Annotated in this window: 17 protein-coding genes; 11 read left to right on the forward strand and 6 right to left on the reverse strand. The window is 46.2% G+C overall.

Features of this window, described 5'->3' with window-relative positions:
* The first annotated feature begins 102 nt into the window (after nucleotides 1-102).
* Both OL444_RS11310 and OL444_RS11315 read left to right on the forward strand, forming a co-directional pair.
* Complete coding sequence (locus OL444_RS11310) at nucleotides 103-3,003, forward strand: sensor histidine kinase (RefSeq protein ID WP_264733096.1); 2,901 nt, start codon at nucleotides 103-105, stop codon at nucleotides 3,001-3,003.
* Nucleotides 3,000-3,761: a LytR/AlgR family response regulator transcription factor gene (locus OL444_RS11315; RefSeq protein ID WP_264733095.1), complete on the forward strand. Its 762-nt coding sequence runs from the start codon at nucleotides 3,000-3,002 to the stop codon at nucleotides 3,759-3,761. The genes OL444_RS11310 and OL444_RS11315 overlap by 4 nt, the downstream gene beginning before the upstream one ends.
* A 258-nt stretch (nucleotides 3,762-4,019) precedes the next feature.
* Here OL444_RS11315 and OL444_RS11320 read toward each other — a convergent pair whose 3' ends face one another.
* Nucleotides 4,020-5,597, reverse strand: coding sequence for a trypsin-like peptidase domain-containing protein (locus OL444_RS11320; RefSeq protein ID WP_264733094.1), 1,578 nt, complete (start codon nucleotides 5,595-5,597; stop codon nucleotides 4,020-4,022).
* A gap of 242 nt (nucleotides 5,598-5,839) precedes the next feature.
* Entirely contained in the window at nucleotides 5,840-6,838 is a 999-nt protein-coding gene (locus OL444_RS11325) for an acyl-CoA reductase (protein WP_264733093.1), read from the reverse strand.
* Between the two features lie 93 nt (nucleotides 6,839-6,931).
* On the opposite strand from OL444_RS11325, the gene OL444_RS11330 reads away from it, so the two are divergent.
* The 4 genes from OL444_RS11330 to OL444_RS11345 all read left to right on the forward strand — a co-directional run bounded on the left by OL444_RS11330 (nucleotide 6,932) and on the right by OL444_RS11345 (nucleotide 9,703).
* On the forward strand, nucleotides 6,932-7,279 hold the full coding sequence (locus OL444_RS11330) for a 4Fe-4S dicluster domain-containing protein (RefSeq protein ID WP_264733092.1): 348 nt from the start codon (nucleotides 6,932-6,934) through the stop codon (nucleotides 7,277-7,279).
* Between the two features lie 180 nt (nucleotides 7,280-7,459).
* The gene (locus tag OL444_RS11335) at nucleotides 7,460-8,449 is read left to right on the forward strand and encodes a D-alanine--D-alanine ligase (RefSeq protein ID WP_264733091.1); all 990 of its coding nucleotides are present in this window, start codon (nucleotides 7,460-7,462) and stop codon (nucleotides 8,447-8,449) included.
* A 94-nt stretch (nucleotides 8,450-8,543) separates the two neighbouring features.
* The gene (locus OL444_RS11340; RefSeq protein WP_264733090.1) at nucleotides 8,544-9,356 is read left to right on the forward strand and encodes a PASTA domain-containing protein; all 813 of its coding nucleotides are present in this window, start codon (nucleotides 8,544-8,546) and stop codon (nucleotides 9,354-9,356) included.
* A gap of 38 nt (nucleotides 9,357-9,394) precedes the next feature.
* On the forward strand, nucleotides 9,395-9,703 hold the full coding sequence (locus OL444_RS11345; protein WP_264733089.1) for a rhodanese-like domain-containing protein: 309 nt from the start codon (nucleotides 9,395-9,397) through the stop codon (nucleotides 9,701-9,703).
* Nucleotides 9,704-9,782: 79 nt separating this feature from the next.
* On the opposite strand, the gene OL444_RS11350 is transcribed toward OL444_RS11345, so the two are convergent.
* The gene (locus OL444_RS11350) at nucleotides 9,783-10,184 is read right to left on the reverse strand and encodes a RidA family protein (protein WP_264733088.1); all 402 of its coding nucleotides are present in this window, start codon (nucleotides 10,182-10,184) and stop codon (nucleotides 9,783-9,785) included.
* A 37-nt stretch (nucleotides 10,185-10,221) separates the two neighbouring features.
* Nucleotides 10,222-11,361, reverse strand: a complete 1,140-nt coding sequence (locus OL444_RS11355) for a hypothetical protein (RefSeq protein WP_264733087.1) — start codon at nucleotides 11,359-11,361, stop codon at nucleotides 10,222-10,224.
* Nucleotides 11,362-11,490: 129 nt separating this feature from the next.
* Between OL444_RS11355 and OL444_RS11360 the strand changes: the two genes are divergently transcribed.
* The 5 genes from OL444_RS11360 (at nucleotide 11,491) to OL444_RS11380 (ending at nucleotide 17,644) form a co-directional block, all read left to right on the forward strand.
* On the forward strand, nucleotides 11,491-12,291 hold the full coding sequence (locus tag OL444_RS11360; RefSeq protein ID WP_264733086.1) for a hypothetical protein: 801 nt from the start codon (nucleotides 11,491-11,493) through the stop codon (nucleotides 12,289-12,291).
* A 266-nt stretch (nucleotides 12,292-12,557) separates the two neighbouring features.
* Nucleotides 12,558-13,382 (forward strand): M57 family metalloprotease, encoded by an 825-nt coding sequence (locus OL444_RS11365; RefSeq protein ID WP_264733085.1) that lies wholly within the window; start codon nucleotides 12,558-12,560, stop codon nucleotides 13,380-13,382.
* Between the two features lie 217 nt (nucleotides 13,383-13,599).
* Nucleotides 13,600-14,874, forward strand: coding sequence for a M57 family metalloprotease (locus tag OL444_RS11370; protein ID WP_264733084.1), 1,275 nt, complete (start codon nucleotides 13,600-13,602; stop codon nucleotides 14,872-14,874).
* Nucleotides 14,875-14,990: 116 nt separating this feature from the next.
* A complete protein-coding gene (locus OL444_RS11375; protein WP_264733083.1) occupies nucleotides 14,991-16,259 on the forward strand; it encodes a M57 family metalloprotease in 1,269 nt (422 codons plus the stop codon).
* Nucleotides 16,260-16,369: 110 nt separating this feature from the next.
* Nucleotides 16,370-17,644 (forward strand): M57 family metalloprotease, encoded by a 1,275-nt coding sequence (locus OL444_RS11380; protein WP_264733082.1) that lies wholly within the window; start codon nucleotides 16,370-16,372, stop codon nucleotides 17,642-17,644.
* A 69-nt stretch (nucleotides 17,645-17,713) separates the two neighbouring features.
* On the opposite strand, the gene OL444_RS11385 is transcribed toward OL444_RS11380, so the two are convergent.
* Both OL444_RS11385 and OL444_RS11390 read right to left on the reverse strand, forming a co-directional pair.
* Nucleotides 17,714-18,910: a hypothetical protein gene (locus OL444_RS11385; RefSeq protein ID WP_264733081.1), complete on the reverse strand. Its 1,197-nt coding sequence runs from the start codon at nucleotides 18,908-18,910 to the stop codon at nucleotides 17,714-17,716.
* A gap of 12 nt (nucleotides 18,911-18,922) precedes the next feature.
* Entirely contained in the window at nucleotides 18,923-19,819 is an 897-nt protein-coding gene (locus tag OL444_RS11390) for a type 1 glutamine amidotransferase (RefSeq protein WP_264733080.1), read from the reverse strand.
* Nucleotides 19,820-19,871 lie beyond the last annotated feature (52 nt).

Consider the following 19,871-nt stretch of genomic DNA (forward strand, 5'->3'; position numbering starts at 1 on the left):
ATACGAAATGCCTGACGGAATTTGTTACTACATCTGATCCGATACCTGGAAGTAAATCATTAATACAATTCAATGCCCTTTATCCGTTACATAGTGTTATGGATGCTGGTTATCTTTTCTACGGCCGGGGCTATCCACGCCCAGGGCCTGATGATCCGTAACTATAATGTGAAAGATGGACTGGCAAATGCAACAGTGTACGCTGCTGTGCAGGATAAAGACGGATTTATCTGGTTTGCTACTCCCACCGGCGCCAGTAAATTCGACGGAAAACGCTTCCGTAATTACTCCAAAAAAGACGGTCTCACAGATAATGATGTGATTAAACTGTCCGCAGATTCTGAAGGACGCATCTGGTTCACCACCCTGAACGGTAAACCTTCCTATTACTACAAGTCCGTTATCCATACGGAAGACAATGATCCCACCCTGGTATTCGACAGCCGCAGCCACTATATGCAGTATGCTTTTGAAGGTAAGGCAGGCGTGGTCTGGTTCCTGAATACCAATAACCGCATTATACAGTATACCGGTAAAAAAACGGTTTATGACCGGCTGGACGCTTCCGGCGCAGGTCTTTTTTTCCTGATAAAGAATAGTGATATCTATCATCCGCTGCAACGTTCTTTTCACGTCAACAGTCTCAAAGACCCGGATAACAACGGGCAACGCATTTTTCCGGTATCTCCTTATCCGCTCGATGATCCGGCGTTTAACACCCGTATCCGCAACAACGCCATTGTTATTCTCCGCAACGCATTGTATTCCTATACGGCTGCGGAAGCCATCTGCTTTTTCAACGGATCCGACTGGGGTATCCGCGATGAGATCAGCCATGTATGTGTAGATAATGATAACCTTTGGGTAGGTACCCAACGGGCCCTTTATTACCTGAAAGGATATTTCAGGGGAGAAAGGAAACTGGTGAAACTGCTGGACAACCACTATATCACCTCCATCCTGAAAGACCGGGATGGTAACATCTGGATCACTACTTTCGGCGACGGCGTATATAATATCCCCTATAAAAATTTTTATTTCGGTTATCTGGATAATACCAACGGTCTGTATTCCCATTCTATTTTCAGCATCTTCAAGGATCAATCCACCAACTTGTTGCTGATCGGACAGAATGCAGGTATCCTCAATACCCTGGATAACAATGGCACGATCCGCACTTTCAGCCTGGATACCACTTCCGGCCGTAACAGTGTATTGTCTATTCTGCCTTATAAAGATAATAATGTCATTATCGGCACCGATAATGGACTCTTTAACTTTAATACCGTTACCCAACGCTCTTCACCCCTGAAAGCGGTAAAGATGCTGAAGGATGTAGATGTATCTTCTTCCGGGAAAATCAGAATGGCTGCGCAGAATCAGGTTATTGCCCTGGATGATTATACCATCGGCGATCTCGATCTGCTGGTTACTTCCATTGCGTGTATTAATGATTCCGCCTATTACGTAGGCACCAACAGTGGCCTGTTTTACAGCAGCGACAGCCTGCAACGGCTGGAACGTATACGCGCCGGCAAGTTATTTAAACTGAGCATCAAAGACCTGAAATGGATCAATGGTTATCTGTGGATTGGTACAAGTGACCAGGGCATTTATGTGATGCATGGCGACTCTGTAGTCAAACACTTGTCTACCGCCAACAACCTGGCCAGCGACATCTGTCAGCAACTGTACTACGATGGAGTGGGTCGGCTGTATGTAGCTACCAATAAAGGCGTATCGGTGATTAATGTAACGCAGCAGTCTATTACCCGCAACATCACTTCCAATGATGGCCTGATGTCGGACGATATACGGGGTGTGTTTGCCGATAAAGGCAAACTGTATATTGCTACCTCCAATGGCCTTTGTTATTTTGATGGTGATCATATCCCACAGGATACTGTGCCGCCGGTCATCTACCTGAGTTATATCCGGTATGGCGACAGCACCTTCCTGCCGGCTACTTCCTTTGAACATCTTTTTAAACGGAAAGCTTCTTTTGAAGCCGAATTCGGTACGATTGTCTTTGATTTACCTGAACTGGTAGAGTATCAGTATAATTTTTCCGGAGATAGTACCAGTGGCTGGGTCACCACCATGTCTAATATCATTCCGTTTCCGGACCTGCAGCCCGGTACCTATAAACTGATGGTGAGGGCCCGGAAATATAAAAGCAGCTGGTCGCCGCCGCTGGCAGTGAATGTACATATCCTGCCCAGATGGTACCAGGAGTGGTGGGCCAGGGGGATTTTGCTATTGGTAGGGTTGCTGGTGATTCTGGCAGTATTGCGCTTTATTATCAAGCGTATCAAACAGGCAGAGAAGCGAAAGACCGAATATAACCGGCGTATCGCGGAACTGGAGGCCAAAGCATTGACCAATCAGATGAATCCGCATTTTATTTTTAACTCGCTGAACTCCGTACAGCACCTGATTTTGGAAAAAGAAGAAAAACAGGCGCTTAACTTTTTGGCGGATTTTGCTACCTTGATGCGGCAAATGCTCAATAATTCCAGGAAATCGTATATTTCACTGGAAGAAGAGATAGCTTTTCTGACCCGCTACCTGGAATTGGAGAAAATCAGGTTTGCGCATTCGTTTACTTATCACTTTATCATGGAGGAGGCTTTGAAAGATTATACCGTCTATATTCCGCCCATGATCATACAACCGATAGTAGAGAATGCCATCAAACATGGATTAGCCCCCAAAAACATTAGCGGTTATCTGGAAATAAGGCTGGAAATGGTTGACGACCTGTTATATTGTTCTGTGGATGATGACGGAATAGGCTGGGATAAGTCCAATAGTATAAAAAGCGCACGACTGATAAAACACGAATCCACTGCATTGAGCGTGATTAAAGAACGCTTGCAGATTATAAAATCTTTTAATGGAAGTGTTGGAAAGTTAGAAATTATTGATAAATTTAAATCTGGTTTCGGCAATAAGGAAGGTACCTTAGTTGAAATACTGATTCCCATTGTTAAGATGTTATGAGTAATATAAAAGCTGCCATTGTAGACGATGAAGTCCGCAACATTCATATTTTACGCAATATACTGGAGAACTATTGTAAAGATGTAACAGTAGTTGGAGAGGCGCAGAATATCAATGAGGCGGCAGAAATGATTAAGAACAACCCCATTGACGTATTGTTTCTGGATATTGAGATGCCACCTCACAATGGTTTTCAGTTATTGGAAATGTTTCCGGTTCTTAATTTCGAAGTCATTTTTATCACCGCATTCCAGGAGTATGCCCTGCAAGCTATTAAGTTTGCGGCCCTGGATTACCTGCTGAAACCTATTAAGGTGAGCGAGGTAGAAGATGCGCTGGAAAAGGTGAAAAAAAGTAAAAAAGGCCGTCTCAACGAACTGGCTTCTATCCTGAAGGATTATGTAAAGAACAATGACAACGCCTTCTCTAAGATCGTTATTCCGGTAAACGACGGCTATAATGTGATTGATCTGAAAGACATTGTCTATTGTGAAGCATTCGACAGCTATACCAAAATACAGCTGATCAGCAATGTATCGCACCTGATTTCCAAATCACTGAAGGAATATGAAGAGATGTTATCCGATAAAGGTTTTTACCGGGTACACAAATCTTTCCTCATTAATATTCACCATATTGTCAAGATCATTAAAGGATTGGGTACTGCTGTGGTGATGAGTGATCAGAAAAATATTCCCATCTCTTCCCGTAAAAAGGATGAATTCTTTACCCAGTTAAAAGGGGTGATTAACCTTTAATCAATTTTTTTTATACCATATTTCAGCCGGTGGCCTTGCGCTTAACCGGCTTTTTTGCGCGTTCCCTGTATGAATTTATCATTTTGCGAGATCGTGTAACAGAATCTGATATACTTACATTATTTTGATTATGGGTTTTCATAGATAAAAGATGATTGCTGGTTCCGTCTTTTCATACACTACCAGTATTGACTTAGTAAAAGTCCCGTCTCCTGTAACAGGAACGGGACTTTTCTTTTAGTCTTATATAAGTACCGGTTACAGGTTTTCTGTGCCGCCGCCGGTATTGATGTTATAGTAATAGATATTGCTGCCTCTTTGCGGATAGAAGCCGATCAGCTGAATAGCTTTTTGTTTGTCCAGTATGCTGCTGAGCATATCTGTGGACGTAATGGTCGTATTGCCTGCTTTCAGGATCACAAAGCCGGGCAGCATGGTGGTTTGTTTTTTGATGATACCGGTACCGATATCGCCTACTTTCACGCCACCGCGTATGCCCATTTGGGCCGCTTCCTCTTTATCCAGGTCGGTGAAGTCGGCACCCAGGCGGTCCAGGATTGTGATTTTTACCAGGTCTGTATTGCCTTTCAGGTTGCGGAGTACCACGTTTTCTGCGGTAATCTCTTTACTGCCACGGAGGTAGGTAATACTGATCTTGTCTCCCGGTTTGTAGCGGGCTACCTGCTCACTCATCTGGGAAGGACCGGGAATATTCACGCCATTAATCCGGGTGATTACATCCCCGCTACGCAGTCCGGCAACGGCAGCGGAGCTGTTGGCCATTACATCGGTGATCTGCACGCCGTTTACATCGCGGCTGATGCCTATCTCTTTCAGTTGTTCATCGCTCATGGCGGCTACTGCAGATGGGGAAGCGTAACGTACACCCAGGTAAGCCCGTTGTACATTGCCGTATTTCAGGATGTCATTCACCACTTTTTTGATCAGGTTCACCGGAATAGCATAGGAATAACCAGCATAGGAGCCGGTCGGGGAGGCGATCGCAGAGTTGACCCCCACCAGTTCACCGGCGGTATTCACCAGTGCACCACCGGAGTTACCCTGGTTAACAGCAGCATCTGTCTGGATAAAGGATTCGATGGCACTATTGATTTTGCCGCCGCTTTTGTTGATACCGATAGACCGGGACTTGGCACTTACAATCCCCGCTGTTACGGTAGCATCCAGGTTTAACGGATAACCTACTGCCAGTACCCACTGACCGATTTCCACATTGTCGGAGTTGCCGTACAACAGGTAGGGCAGGCCTTTGGCGGTTATTTTAATAACAGCCAGGTCGGTGCTGGGATCCGTACCAACGAGGGTAGCCTTATAGGTTTTGTTTTCGTTGCTCAGGGAAACGGTGATCTCGTCTGCATCGGCAATTACGTGGTTATTGGTAACGATGTAGCCGTCGTCGGAAATCAGTACGCCGGAACCGGAAGCCATCTGGCCCGGAACATAATACCGGCGGCCATCTCCGCCACCATTAAATTCATCTCCGAAAAATTCATCTCCAAAAAGATCCTGGAGGATGCTACGTCTTCTTTGCAGGTTATTACCATTGGTTACCTGCCGGGGATTGATTTTTGTTTTGATGTGTACCACACCCGGAACGGCTGTTTTAGCGGCTGTAGTGAAATCGGTAGGGGGAGTAACGTTGGCGCCTTTGTCTGCACCGGGCATGAAACGCGCATAGTTTACAGGGATGGCATCGGAGCCGTTCTGAAAATTACCTGCCTGCCTTGGCTGAAAATATTTGCTGTACACAAATATGGAGGCAGCGGCAGTCACAGTGCTGATAACGACAGTTGCAACAATTTGCTTGAATTTCATATTATAGTGTGTTTAGCTTTAACGAATACTAAATGGTCAATTATGTATGAGGCTAATAATATTGGGATACGATCAATTTATATGCCTTTACTACAAATTTAATCACGGAGAAGAATCAAAGGCAATAGGGGCAAATCACTTTAACAGATTTTTATTGAAAGGCTGACAAAATTACATATGCATCTGCCGGAAGAGGGGGCCGGATGGTAACCCGGCGGTTCTTTCGGCAGATGCGTGCGGGATTATAACGACAACAGAAATGCGAGGGTATCCACACCATCGGCATAATCGCTTAAAGAAGGCTGTTGTGCCTGCCCGAAAGGCGTAAAGGCCGAACCTACCAGGCATTGCAGCACCTCGTTTTGTTGCAGCTCCTGTTGGGCTTTGGCCATATCCTGATAGTAGCTGTAGTACAGCACACTAAGCGGCGAAAACAGTTCTGCCGATTCCCGCAGCAGGAGGGTGCCATTGGTCAGGTAAGGACTGCTGTTCAACAGCAACAGCGCCAGGTTATAGTCGTAGTTGTTTTTGTATTTGTGGTGGTCTGCCAGGTGTTTGTACTTATCCAGCGCCGTCAGCAGGGCGGTGAAGTCATATCCTTCGGGTACCCCTATCCGGGTTACGTTCCGGCAACCCAGTCCGAAATATTGCATGATGTCATCTGCCAGGGCTTCCAGTTGTGCCGGTGTTTCGGTACCGGTAAGCAGGGCGGCAGAAGTACGGTTATGCCGGATGATATGCGGGTATTTGGCAAAATAGTAGTGAAAATACCGGGAAGAGTTGTTGCTACCGGTGGCAATATAGGCGTCGCAGTCTTTCAGCATGTCCTGTACCACGGTTTGTTGAGCCACCTCCGGATACCATTCCTCCATTTTCGCCAGTATATGTTTCATCAGCACTTCATCTTTGCCGGAAAGCTTTAATTTGATGTGGTGGCCACTGATAAAGCCGCAGAGCCAGTCGTGAAAAACAACCAGCGGAATGTTGCCTGCCGCCACAATGCCTACTGTTTTGGGAGCAGTTTCACGGGCAGCGGCCGGATATTGTGCCAGCCACTGCTGCAGGGCAGCAGGTGCCAGGAAATACCGGGAAATATTATCCAGCGCCTGGTTAATAAAGTCCGGGGTAAACCATCCATTAGCGATATAGGCACGTTCCTTTACTGCCTCCAATTCAGGGCTATTGCCCGCCAGATACTGGCCCAGGCGCACCAGTGCGGCCTCTTTTTCTGCTATGTTCATGAAACTGTATAAATATTTGACTTAATTAATTAGGGAAATTTTATTTTTGTCCACAAAATTAATGGCTTACTACTTAAACAAAAATTTTACACTATGGCAATTAAGATAACAGACGAATGTATTAACTGTGGCGCCTGCGAACCGGAATGCCCCAACAATGCGATATACGAAGGCGGTGTAGAGTGGGCCATGGCTGATGGAACCACTGTTAAAGGGCCTTATACATTGATGGACGGTACGGAAATGGATGCCGATCAGCGTAATGCACCGATCAGCGTTGATTCGTACTACATTGTGCCGAACAAATGTACAGAATGCCAGGGATTTCATGAAGAACCACAATGTGCGGCAGTATGTCCGGTAGATTGTTGCGTACCCGATGAAATGTACCAGGAAACAGTTGAAGAGCTGATGGGTAAGAAGGAAAAACTGCATATCTGATCATATCTCATTGCTACAAGGAAGCTTAATCAGGAACCGTTCCGGCCGTTGGCAGAACGGTTCTTTTGTATTATACCGGCCCGTTGCCCCACCTCCCTGTAAACATAAAGGCGCACCTGTGGGGGCAGTTGACAATTAACAAATAACCTTTAACTTTACCCGCTTATTGTAAAACATCTTATGAAGAAGAACATAGCTTTGGTAGCCGGAGGGTATTCCGGTGAATATGTAATATCTGTACAGAGCGCCGTTACCATAGAAAAAAACCTGGATAGCAGCAAATATGCAGTTTACAAGATCATTATCACCAGGGATAGCTGGAGCTATACTGCAGCAGATGGTCAGGTATATGAAATAGATAAAAATGATTTTTCTTTATTGATAGCGGGTACCAAGGTGCAATTTGATGCGGTATTCATTGGTATCCACGGCACGCCGGGAGAGGATGGCCGTTTACAAGGGTATTTTGAAATGCTGGGTATTCCGTTTACCAGCTGCGGTATGGTTACTTCTGCCATTACTTTCAACAAAAGCTATTGTAATAAAATAGTAGCCGCACTGGATGTGGTAAATGTTTCCAAATCTGCACACATCTTCCGGGATCAGGCTTTTGATACTGCCGGCATTTTACAGCAACTGCGTTTACCCGTTTTTGTTAAACCGGCAGAAGGGGGCAGCAGCATCGGTATGTCCAAGGTGAAAACCGCGGAGGAATTACCTGCAGCTATTGAAAAAGCTTTTCAGGAAGATAACCAGGTACTAATAGAAGAATTTATCAAAGGCCGTGAATTAACGATCGGACTTTATCGTACCAATAACACCCTGACGGTATTGCCTATTACCGAAGTGGTAAGCAGCAAGGAGTTTTTTGACTACGAAGCGAAATATGTACCCGGTGTTTCCAACGAAATTACCCCGGCCCCCGTTGCTGACGAGGTGACCCGGCTGGTACAGGAAACTGCCACCGCATTGTATAATAAACTAAATTGTAAGGGAATTGTGCGGATCGACTTTATTTATGAAGAAGCCACCGGTAAGTTGTTCTTCCTGGAAGCCAACACCATGCCGGGGCAATCTGAAAACAGCCTGGTACCGCAGCAGGTAAGAGCCGCAGGCAATACCCTGGAGGCATTTTACGGTGCATTGCTGGAAGAATGTTTACGCAAGTAATGCCGGAATAAAACAATCGCCGCTCTTGTATATGGGTGGGCGATCTGGTTTTCCTGCATCATGATTATAAACCATCACACTTAATAAAATTATCGTGTTTGACTTTATTACCAAGCGCTCATTTGGATTTAACCTGTTAGTAGTTATTGCCCTCTTTTTTGCACTGGCACTGCTTTTCTTCTCTATGTTGGGTGTTATTACCAAACATGGACAACAATTGACGGTACCGGATGTAAGGGGCAAAAATGTGAAAGAAGCTATTGCCACCCTGGAGCGGCTGGGTTTTGAAGCAGATGTGAGAGACTCTATTTATGTGGATTCCCTGCCCCCGCTGGCAGTATACGCACAAACGCCGGATAAGGGCGCACAGGTGAAGGTAAACAGAACCATCTACCTGACCGTTAACAAAATGGTGGCGCCGATGGTCAAAATGCCGGACCTCGAAGGCCTCACTTTCCGCAGCGCCGAAATGATGCTGAAAAGCATGCGGCTGAATGTAGGAGATACTATTTATAAACCGGACTTTGCCACCAATACCGTTTTACAGCAACTGTTGAACGGCCGGAAAATAAAACCCGGTACCCCGGTAGCGGAAGGCAGCAACATTACCCTCATCCTGAGTAGTGGTACCGGCAGCATTGAGAACCCCGTACCTAATTTCGTGGGACTTACCTATGCAGAAGCCAGAGAGATGCTGAATGCCAGCAACCTGAATCCGGGTACGGTGATCATCGATCCGAATGTAAAAGACACTGCCAATGCCTTTATCATCAAGCAGGTGCCTACCCGTAAAAACGAGATCGGCGACTTCAATATGGTAAGAGCGGGTGAGAGTGTGGATTTCTGGTTATCCGCCACCAAACCGGTAACAGACAGCATTGCTCCGCCTCCGGCTGCGGAAGAATAGCAGAAAATGACGTAAATTGATATTAAATTCTTTATAACATGCAGAACATAACAGCAGAAGAGCTGAAACAGCGCATTGATAATGGGGAAGCACTTCACATTGTAGATGTAAGGGAACCACATGAACATGCAGACTTCAACATCGGTGGCGTACTTGTACCATTGGGCCAGATACAATTAATGCAGGTAGATGAACTGGAAGCGTTGAAGGAAAAAGAACTGATTGTATACTGCCGTAGCGGTAACCGCAGCGGACAGGCTTGTATGATCCTGGATACTTTAGGCTTTACCAATACAAAGAACCTGGTAGGAGGTATGCTGAACTGGCAGAACCTCTACAGCAAATAAATCTTTTCCCGGAGTAGCAATAGCAGATTGCTACTCCGGAAATTGTTTAACATTGTCTCTGACAGGGCGTTCTCCACATTTATTTGCCCGTTTCTCCATCCCGGCAAATCGCCGTTACTTCTATTTCTACCAGATATTGCGGATCTATCAGCTTACTCACTTCCACCATGGAAGTGGCCGGCCGGATGGCCTGAAAAAATTCTCCGTGTGCCCGTCCATACTCTTCCCATCGGGATATATCTGTTACAAACATACGGGTACGTACCACATCATGTAAAGTTGCGCCGGCATTGATAAGGGCTACCTCAATTTTAGCCAGTACAAACCGGGTTTGTTCATACGCATCGCCAGGCGCCACTACTTTATCGTTATCGGTAGCTACTGTACCGGATACTTCAATCACATTGCCCACTCTTACTGCCCGTGAATAGCCGACTTTATTTTCCCAGACAGCGCCGGAGGAGTAATTCGTACGTTTCATGCGAGATCTTTTAAAATGTAAAGGAGGATAAACAAAATTACACTAATTGTTGCGGTTGTCCGTTATTGGTAGTAGTACTGTTGGGTGGTACGGTGGTACGGAATTTTACCACCCTGCCCAGTAAATCAAACCAGAAAGGCGCTCCCAGCGAAATGGCCAGTGCGGTAATAAACCAGCCGGCCAGTATCAGCCAGCCGTTTTGCTGATAGGGATGGGTGTAGCCACAACGGATGATCAGGCGTCCGCTGCTGGTATCCTGCACACATTGACGGCTGATACCCAGTACATTCCGGGCTTCGCCGGCATCGTTGCGCAGCTGTGCATATACGCCTATCAGCGTAGTATCGGTAACGAATATACGGATAGCCGTATCCTGACGATAGTAAGCACTATCCCGGTGCAGCATATTTTTACGTATAAGCGTATCGGTTATAGGGGTATAACCCGGGTTCCGGCTGGCTGCCAGCTGTACCATCTGCTCCCGTACGGTTTTATCTTTCATGAGGATACGGGCGATGGCGATGGAATCCACGTTAAAAGATCCGGCGATACCTAATCCGATCACCAGCAGCCAGGTTTGTGTTTGTTTGCGGTACCAGCCACTGGTGCGGGTCATGGTTTCATTGAACCAGTCTTCCAGCAGGATGCGGAATTGTTTTACATCCTGGCCGGCATCTTCAAAAAGCTGTTCCATATGTGCCCTGGTAGCCGGTGGTAACAGGAGCTGGTTATGTAGTAGCGCTGCTTTGAGGGCAGCGGAATCGGTATCATAAGTGTCGTTGTTGCTGCTGCGCAACAAATGCACGATGGTTTGTGAAAAGGTTTTCGGACTCAGATAAGCCGGCCGGGCCCGGGCACTGTTCTCACCCAGAAAAGTGATAGCAGGAGCGGCATAAAATTTTTTCAGGAACGGACTGCGATAAAAAGGACTGAAGAAATAAACAACACTCCACCCGAGTTCATAGATCCAGTTGAAAAAAGTAAATCTTCCAAAAACACCCAGTTCGGTACTATGGTCATCATCTTCCAGCATCCGTCTTAATCCCTTGGTAAGTAAACGTGCGCGGGTGTTGAAAATACGGGCCAGTAGTTCCTGCAGGATAGATGCCAGTAAACTATATAACAGGTAGATGAAGATCAGGCCCAATGCAACATCTATGGCCAGGTTATTAAACATAAGGATAGGTATTAAGTTGGCGTACAGGCATAAATTTAAATATTCTTACGAAGATAGTGTAGCAGGACGCAATGTATTTGTAATTTGCAATTACCTAAGCCGTTTTATATTTGTAAACATTTTATTCTTATGATACGTAAATACCTATCCTTGTATTTGCTGTTAGCTATGGCCTTTAGCGCTACAGCCCAGATCAGTTACCGTGAAACGGAAAAAAAGTCGGTGCAGAAAGCTTACGACAGCAGCATGGCTTTTCAGCGCTTATCTGATGACATTGCCCCTATGACCCTCGTGGGGCAAACGATTACCTTTCTGAAACTGAATCCGAACAGACAGGTGAGAAACTCAGAAGATTCCCTGCTGGAAAACGTGTATAAAAAAGGCGGGGTACTGATTCCCTACAAAAGCGTATTAAAAGGCGGACGCTTATATACCCCTTACCGTGCCCTGGAAAATAAATCGTTTAAGATTATTGGTTGCGACAAAAAAGAAGAATCCGGGAAAACCCTGTGGGTATTTACCTTGCTGGACGATGCTTACAAATCGCTGTATTACCAGGTATATGCCAATAACCTGAGCAATGCACCAGTAGTACTCAACGGGTATTACGAATGGCTGAAAAAAACGTATGTAGGGCAAAAACTTTACCTGCCACAGGGGGAACCCTTTAATGCCAAAACAGAAAATGTACTGGATAATAACAGAGAAATCGTACTCGATGAAACAGAAGTATTTTCCTGTGCGGAGATCTCCGTATTATTCACGGCAAAACAGAAGTACGGATTGCCTTACATTATTGCCAACAGCAACTTCAATGGAGAAGTGGCCATTGGCGTAGGTACCAAAAATGAATATCAGAGCGGCCCGTTACTGTCTGGTTTCTGGACGGAAAAACAATATGAAGAATATGTTGCCAGAAAAATAAAGTAATAGCTATAGTAGACAATTATTAGCGGAAAGGCGCCGGGATACATATGTCCCGGCGCCTTTTTTTATGTTATCATGTTATAGAAGCTCCTGCGACTGCTAAACAATTTCGGTCAGCCGGATTAACTTTATGTGGTCTTAATTATTCTCTTGCGCGCTGTCATCCCGTTATTGCACTGTTATGGAAACAGGCTTAATCATACCAAAATCAAAACATATTTTACCCTTAGGATTTAGTTAACCATTTATAAAACCCAAAATCTAGCATTATGAAGCTCCCTATTAAATCACTGGTGTGCCTGGTCGTAGTTACCGGCAGTTGTATTTTCCAATCCTGTAAAAAAGATGCTACATCATCAGCAGCCCAACCAGATGCCATATCTGAAACCGTACTAGCCAAAATTCAGTCACAGGGGTATAGTACACACGATGTGAAGAAAACCACAGATGGTTATCTGGTAGAAGGAGATATTTTCCTTTCTGCCGCAGCATTGGACAAAGTTGCGCTGAACACGCCTATCCTGCGTGTTCCCAAAGGTGAACAATACCGGACAACCAACGTCATTGGTGGTTTGCCACGTGTGATTACAATATCTGTAACCGGTTTACCAGCTGCGTATGGTACTGCTACCGATATTGCTATCCAACGTTATAATGCACTGGGGCTGCAACTTACCCTCCAACGGGTATCCAGCAACGGAGAAGTGGATATCCAGTATGCCAGCCTGGGTTCCGGTATCCTCGGACAATCTGCCGGATTCCCTTCCAGCGCCGGGAATCCTCCCAGCCCTATCAAGCTGAATTCTGATGCCAATGCATTAGGCAGTAACCCCAGCCAAAATTATCTGGCTACTGTAATTGCACATGAAATTGGCCACACTATTGGATTCCGTCATACCGACTACTTTAACCGTAACTATAGCTGTGGTTGGTCCTGGTTTCCAAATGAAGGAGATGCGGGTGTAGGCGCGATCAACATTCCCGGTACGCCTACCAAAGAAGATCCTAATAGCTGGATGCTGGCTTGTATAGGCAATGGCGTAGACCGGCCGTTTAATGCAAACGACATCACCGCCCTGAATTATTTATATTAAGCACTTAAAAACTGTTGGTAAATGCCTGTGAAAAAAACTGACAGTATATAGGTGTGTAATTGCTTTACAGAAAACACCGGCATCGTTATGCCGGTGTTTTCCCGGATAAGGTAAAATCTGTTGAAGTACCCGCCCTGGTACAATCGTACGAATATATGTTATGCCAGGATGTTGGTGGTGATTTCCTTCTAGTTATTATTCATCCAAAACTATCTGCATGAAATCCTGTTTAAAAACAGTGCTTTACCTGTTCCTGTTGGCAAGTGGCCTGGTGTTGCCTGCCTGTAAAAAAGAATCACAGCCAGCTGCTGACACAGACGTGGCTATTCCGGAGCTTACCCTGTTAAAAATCAAAGCCCAGGGATACAGTACCTATGATGTAAAGAAAACGTCCGGCGGCTACATCGTGGAAGGAGATATTTTTCTATCAGATGCGGAATTGGCCAAAACAGCTGCCTCGCCTTCTCCCATTTTACGGGTTGCTAAAAGTGAGCAATACCGTACCAATAACCTGATTACAGGTTTACCCCGGACATTTACCGTATCTGTGACTAATCTCCCCGCTATTTATGCGGATGCTACCAATGCGGCATTGGGGCGTTTTAATGACCTCGCGCTACAAATCAACTTCCGGTTGGTAGCGAGTGGGGGAGATATTAATATTGAGTATGCCAATCTGGGTGCCGGTGTATTGGGGCGTTCCGCCGGTTTCCCTACCAGCAGCGGCAATCCACCCAGCCCTATTTTATTGAATTCGAATGCCGATGCACTGGGCAGTAATCCCAACCGGGATTACCTGATGACGGTCATCGCCCATGAAATTGGCCACACGATTGGTTTCCGGCATACGGATTATTTTAACCGCAATTACAGTTGCGGTTGGTCACCCAGCCCCAATGAAGGAGATGCAGGAGTGGGTGCTATTTATATTCCCGGTACTGCTGCTTCAGAAGACCCCAACAGCTGGATGCTGGCCTGTATTGGCACGGGTGTTAACCGTCCCTTTAACAGCAATGACGTGGCTGCATTGAAGTATCTGTATGGTAGCCCCAATATTGCACCTATTGCGAACGGTACTTATAAAGTAATTAATGTCAAAAGCGGGAAAGCGCTGGATGTAGCGGGTTCGGCTACTACAGACGGTCCCCGTATCATTCAGCAAACCAGTTCGGGCAGTGCCAGTCAGCGATGGGTATTTACTTACCTGGGAGGGAGTTACTATAAGATGATCAATGTGAATAGTGGAAAGTCTACGGATGTAGCCGGCGCTTATCTGCATGATGGGGCTGATCTTATTCAGTATACCTATGGATATGCGCTGAATCAGCAATGGAAAATAGTGGCAAACGGAGACGGAACTTTCACGATACTAAGCCGTAATTCAAATAAAGCGGTAGAGGTGTACGGCGGATCTGTGGATGACGGCGGAATAATTGTACAGTGGACACCTAATGGTGGCACCCATCAACGTTGGTATATACAACCTGCCTGATCGTGATGGCAGTATGCAGCCAGACGTTGCTTATTATAAAAACCGGCGCGCGTTACAAATGCCTGATGTGCGCTGGTCATTTGCTCTTTACCATTCTTCAACCAAAATGTTTACTTATGAAATGTAAATTTATTTTATGCCTGGCTGTTGTGGCAGGCAGTCTTATCTTTCAATCCTGTAAAAAGGAATCCCAGCCAGTGTTACCGGAAGATAGTAGTATCCCGGTGAACACCTTGTTAAAGATTAAAGAACTGGGATATAGTACTTATGACGTGAAAAAAACACCTGGCGGATATATTGCCGAAGGGGATATATTTTTGTCAGACGAAACATTGGCTAATACAAGTATTACCCCATCTCCGCTTTTACGTATTGCCAAAAGTGAACAATACCGGACTACGAATCTGATCACAGGTTTGCCCAGGGTGATCACGATTTCCGTGACCAACCTGCCGGGTACCTATACAACCGCTACTGATATTGCTATTGCACGCTACAACGCATTGGGCCTCCAGCTCACTTTTCAACGGGTGGCCAGCGGCGGACAGGTAAATATTGAATACGCCAGCCTGGGTGCGGGTGTATTAGGACGTTCTGCCGGCTTTCCTACCAGCGGTGGTAATCCACCCAGTCCTATTCAGCTGAATTCAGATGCGAATGCCCTGGGTAGTAATCCGAATGTGGATTATCTGGCTACGGTTATTGCTCACGAAATCGGCCATACTATAGGTTTCCGTCATACCGATTATTTTAACCGCAATTACAGCTGCGGCTGGTCACCCAGTCCGAACGAAGGCCAGGCTGGTGTTGGTGCGATCAACATTCCCGGCACGCCTACCGCCGAAGATCCCAACAGCTGGATGCTGGCTTGTATAGGCTCCGGCGTCAACCGGCCTTTCAACAACAATGATGTGGTGGCCCTGAACTTCCTGTATGGTGGCGGTGGTACCAATCCTGTTGCGAATGGCAACTATAAAGTGATCAGTGTTAACAGCGGTAAAGCACTGGATATTTATGGCGCTTCTCAGGATGATGGCGGCGATGCGGTACAGTGGACTTACCATGACGGGGCGAATCAGCAATGGACATTTACGTACCTGGGAAATGGTTATTATAAGATCACCAATATCAATAGCGGTAAGGCATTGGATGTGTATGGCGCTTCTGTGGATGATGGTGCGAATGTGGTACAATGGACTTCCCATGGCGGCCCTAACCAGGAATGGAAAGTGGTAGCTAACGGGGATGGTTCATTTACCCTGTTGAGTCGTCATAGCAATAAAGCGCTGGATGTATATGGCGCTTCGCAGGATGATGGTGGTAATGTAGTGCAGTGGACTGCTCATGGAGGTAATAACCAGCGTTGGTATATTCAGCCTATCTGATGGTGTGGTGCTATGTAAAATAAGTTTATCTTTTATAACAGCAGGAGGAATCAGAGGATTCCTCCTGTGCTTTAGTCCCTTGTTATTGATCCCCTAATCATTTTTCATTTATGAAATATACACATACAATCATCGCATGTCTGGTGATGATAGCCGGTAGCTTGGTTTTTCAATCCTGTAAAAAGGAGTCACGGCCGGCAGTACCGGGTGACATGGGTATTCCGGAGCGCACTTTGTTAAAGATCAAAGAACTGGGTTATAGTACTTTTGATGTGAAAAAAACACCCGGTGGATATATTGCGGAAGGAGATATTTTTTTGTCGGATGAAGCATTGGTTAAAACCAGTATTACCCCATCTCCGCTTTTACGTATAGCCAAAAGTGAACAATACCGGACGAACAATCTGATCACCGGTTTACCCCGGGTGATTACTATTTCGGTAACGAATCTACCGGCTATTTATGCAACAGCTACCGATATAGCTATCTCACGTTACAACGCATTGGGACTGCAGCTTACCTTTCAACGGGTGGCCGGTGGTGGTCAGGTAAATATTGAGTACGCCAGTCTGGGATCTGGTGTGTTAGGTCGCTCTGCCGGATTTCCCAACAGCAGCGGTAATCCGCCCAGCCCTATTCAGCTGAATGCCGATGCCAATGGATTGGGCAGTAGTCCGGATGTAAACTATCTGGCAACCGTGATAGCCCATGAAATAGGGCATACGATTGGTTTCCGTCATACGGATTATTTTAATCGCACGTATAGCTGCGGCTGGTCGCCCTATCCCAATGAAGGCGATGCCGGCGTAGGGGCAATCAATATTCCGGGTACGCCTGCCGCAGAAGATCCCAACAGTTGGATGCTGGCCTGTATAGGGTCTGGTAGCAACCGGCCTTTTAACAACAATGATATCATTGCCCTGAATTATCTGTACAATGGCGGTGGTACCAACCCTGTTCCCGACGGGACCTATAAGATAATCAGTGTTCATAGCGGCAAGGCATTGGATGTATATAACGCTTCTGTAGCTGATGGAGGTATTGTTGTACAGTGGACGTATGCCGGCGTGAGAAACCAGCAATGGGTGTTTACGTACCTGGGAAATGGTTTCTATAAAATTGCCAGTGTGCACAGTGGTAAAGTATTGGATGTGTACGGCGCTGCTACGGATAATGGCGGAGAGGTGGTACAGTGGGCCTTCGCGGGTGTTGGTAACCAGCAATGGAAAGTGGAAGCCAACGGGGATGGTTCATTCAGGTTGCTGAGTCGTCACAGCAATAAAGCGTTGGACGTATATGGCGCTTCGCAGGATAATGGTGGTAAAGTAGTGCAGTGGACGTATGCCGGAGTGGCCAATCAGCGTTGGTATATTCAACCCATCTGATAAATGATAAAGCCCGCAGATAACAATGATCTTGTTACCAGCGGGCTTTATTTTTATGCAGATAAGATTTTATGGTTGCTCAAAAAAACAACAGCTGCCACCTACCCAGGTATCCTGGCTGTTAAATCCTACGCCAATCATCTTCCCTTTACTGATTCTGGCCAGGTTATGTACCAGCATCGGCCGGGCAGCGCCATCCGGCCATACATACATCATCCGCAGTTCACAGATGGCAGGGCCGTCAGGAGTAGCGATAGCAGGCGCATATTTTACTTTATGTTGCAGTATCCAGTTTTCCGGATCTTTTATATTATCCAGATCAGCCTGCGTAACATCTATCAGTACGCCTTGTCCGGCAAAAGAGAACAAAGGTTTTAATACATAATTTTCCAGGTCTGTGGGAATCACCGGCAGTTCATGCAGGAACCAGCTTTTAGGCACATATTCGCTGTGTATAAAAGGCATGATGTATTTGCTGATGCGGTAAAACCAGTTGGGATGGGTGATCCATTCCACATCAAGATCCTGAAACAGGTTGACATATTCACCGAGACTGTCTGCCTGTCTTTGCAGGTCGTCAAAAATAATCCGGTTATATATTTTGCGGATGGGCGTTTTGACGCCATCTCTCAGATAAAATAATTGTTTTCCTTCCTGTATCAATGCTGTCAGACAGACAGTTTTAATACCCAACGCTTTTTCCGTACAATGAAAATCGATGCGTGTTTTTTGTTCTTCCGGTTTTACTTCCAGCAGAATCACTTCTTCCGGTGCTGTATCGCCCACAATTACGTCGCGAAGCAGCTGGTAATAGGTTGTTTCATCCAGACCATTGAAAAAGTTGGAGAGAGATGCCGGGATATCAAAGTGTGTTTTGAACTGCCGGGCCATCACTTCCTGAAAAGCGTACATGGTGGGAAAACCCTGTAGTTCTATCAGCTGGGGCACCAGCGAGCCATCTTCCGCGTGGCATACCGCAAAGTCGATGACGATAAAATGCGGATGATCATTTTCCCGCGGCACTTTTAGAGCAGCGGGTATAGCATCGCGGGTAATGGTTTTAAAGTCGGGGCGCAATAACACATTGACGATTTCCTCACATACCTGTATCAGTTTACCGGTGAGATCAGCCGGTATAAAGACAGGGGTTTCCGCTACGCGGAAAGCCGGACTGATGCCTGCATCCTGCGCAATGCCTGCCAGGAATTGCTGATATTTTTCCGGGGTAAACTGTTGATTATAGGAGGTTCTGATAGCAGTGATCATAATAGGTACAAATTAAAAGAACGAGTGCTCGTTGTCGGTATGCGATGCTACCTGTTCCAGTCGTTCAATAGCCGCCAGTCTGTCGGAGAGGCAGCCATAGATGGCATAATCCAGGAAAGCGGTAATGAAGCGGTCATGGGTGAGCATGATCTTATCGGGATCGGTGAGTTGTTGAATCATACTGTTGTACTTTTCCTCTCCGTGATGATCGGTGACCTGTTTTTTCTTTTCTTCCTGCAGCAGATACATGTGCATACCGGCAGCATCGGCTTCGGGATGAAATTGGGTACCTATGAAGTGGTCGTTGAAGCGAATGGCCATGGTAGCACGTTCCAGCGGCACGTGTGGCCTTTCTTTTTCCAGCGCCAATACGCGAGCGCCCATGGCGGCCAGGTTGTCGTAGTTCAGTTCTATCACCTGCCAGTTACGGCTGTCTACAATGTAAAAAGGATCGGGGAGTGCACCGAATACTTTTTCCTGCAGGCCAGCTTCTGTTTTATGTACCGGGAAAACCCCGAATGCGGGGGATTTACGTTTGCACACATTCCCCAGTTTATAATAACGGCACATAATCTGGTAGGAATGGCAGATAAAGAACATGGGTTTCTTTTGTGCCTGGGTATGATTCCATTCGAGCAGTGCTTCCACGAGGGAGAAATAGGCTTTTTCCCAATCACTTCCTTCGCTGTCTACCGGGCTGCCAGGGCCGCCGGTAGAGATATAGATATCGTAGGAAGTGTCGGGCACCTGTTGTTGCTGCCGTACTTCAAATTCATCAAATTGCAGGTCGAGTGCGTGCATGGTGGCATATTGCAGCAATATCTCCCGGATACAGCGCATACCTTCATTCGGCACACCTTCATACATATCCAGCACCGCTACCTTCCAGCTGTTTTTAATTGGATGCATACGGCAAAATTACGCATAATGCGTAAAAGCATAAAGTGTAAAAGCTTTCTGG

This window comes from Chitinophaga nivalis (genome assembly GCF_025989125.1).
GTDB classification, from domain to species: Bacteria; Bacteroidota; Bacteroidia; order Chitinophagales; family Chitinophagaceae; genus Chitinophaga; species Chitinophaga nivalis.

Bases quoted from the DNA above. Each gene is read 5' to 3' on its own strand.
- OL444_RS11345 (WP_264733089.1), top strand. From the start codon at position 9,395: ATGCAGAACATAACAGCAGAAGAGCTGAAACAGCGCATTGATAATGGG.
- OL444_RS11310 (WP_264733096.1), top strand. From the start codon at position 103: ATGCTGGTTATCTTTTCTACGGCCGGGGCTATCCACGCCCAGGGCCTG.
- OL444_RS11335 (WP_264733091.1), top strand. From the start codon at position 7,460: ATGAAGAAGAACATAGCTTTGGTAGCCGGAGGGTATTCCGGTGAATAT.
- OL444_RS11355 (WP_264733087.1), bottom strand. From the start codon at position 11,361: ATGTTTAATAACCTGGCCATAGATGTTGCATTGGGCCTGATCTTCATC.
- OL444_RS11370 (WP_264733084.1), top strand. From the start codon at position 13,600: ATGAAATCCTGTTTAAAAACAGTGCTTTACCTGTTCCTGTTGGCAAGT.
- OL444_RS11315 (WP_264733095.1), top strand. From the start codon at position 3,000: ATGAGTAATATAAAAGCTGCCATTGTAGACGATGAAGTCCGCAACATT.
- OL444_RS11385 (WP_264733081.1), bottom strand. From the start codon at position 18,910: ATGATCACTGCTATCAGAACCTCCTATAATCAACAGTTTACCCCGGAA.
- OL444_RS11360 (WP_264733086.1), top strand. From the start codon at position 11,491: ATGATACGTAAATACCTATCCTTGTATTTGCTGTTAGCTATGGCCTTT.
- OL444_RS11325 (WP_264733093.1), bottom strand. From the start codon at position 6,838: ATGAACATAGCAGAAAAAGAGGCCGCACTGGTGCGCCTGGGCCAGTAT.
- OL444_RS11320 (WP_264733094.1), bottom strand. From the start codon at position 5,597: ATGAAATTCAAGCAAATTGTTGCAACTGTCGTTATCAGCACTGTGACT.
- OL444_RS11375 (WP_264733083.1), top strand. From the start codon at position 14,991: ATGAAATGTAAATTTATTTTATGCCTGGCTGTTGTGGCAGGCAGTCTT.
- OL444_RS11390 (WP_264733080.1), bottom strand. From the start codon at position 19,819: ATGCATCCAATTAAAAACAGCTGGAAGGTAGCGGTGCTGGATATGTAT.
- OL444_RS11380 (WP_264733082.1), top strand. From the start codon at position 16,370: ATGAAATATACACATACAATCATCGCATGTCTGGTGATGATAGCCGGT.
- OL444_RS11365 (WP_264733085.1), top strand. From the start codon at position 12,558: ATGAAGCTCCCTATTAAATCACTGGTGTGCCTGGTCGTAGTTACCGGC.
- OL444_RS11350 (WP_264733088.1), bottom strand. From the start codon at position 10,184: ATGAAACGTACGAATTACTCCTCCGGCGCTGTCTGGGAAAATAAAGTC.
- OL444_RS11330 (WP_264733092.1), top strand. From the start codon at position 6,932: ATGGCAATTAAGATAACAGACGAATGTATTAACTGTGGCGCCTGCGAA.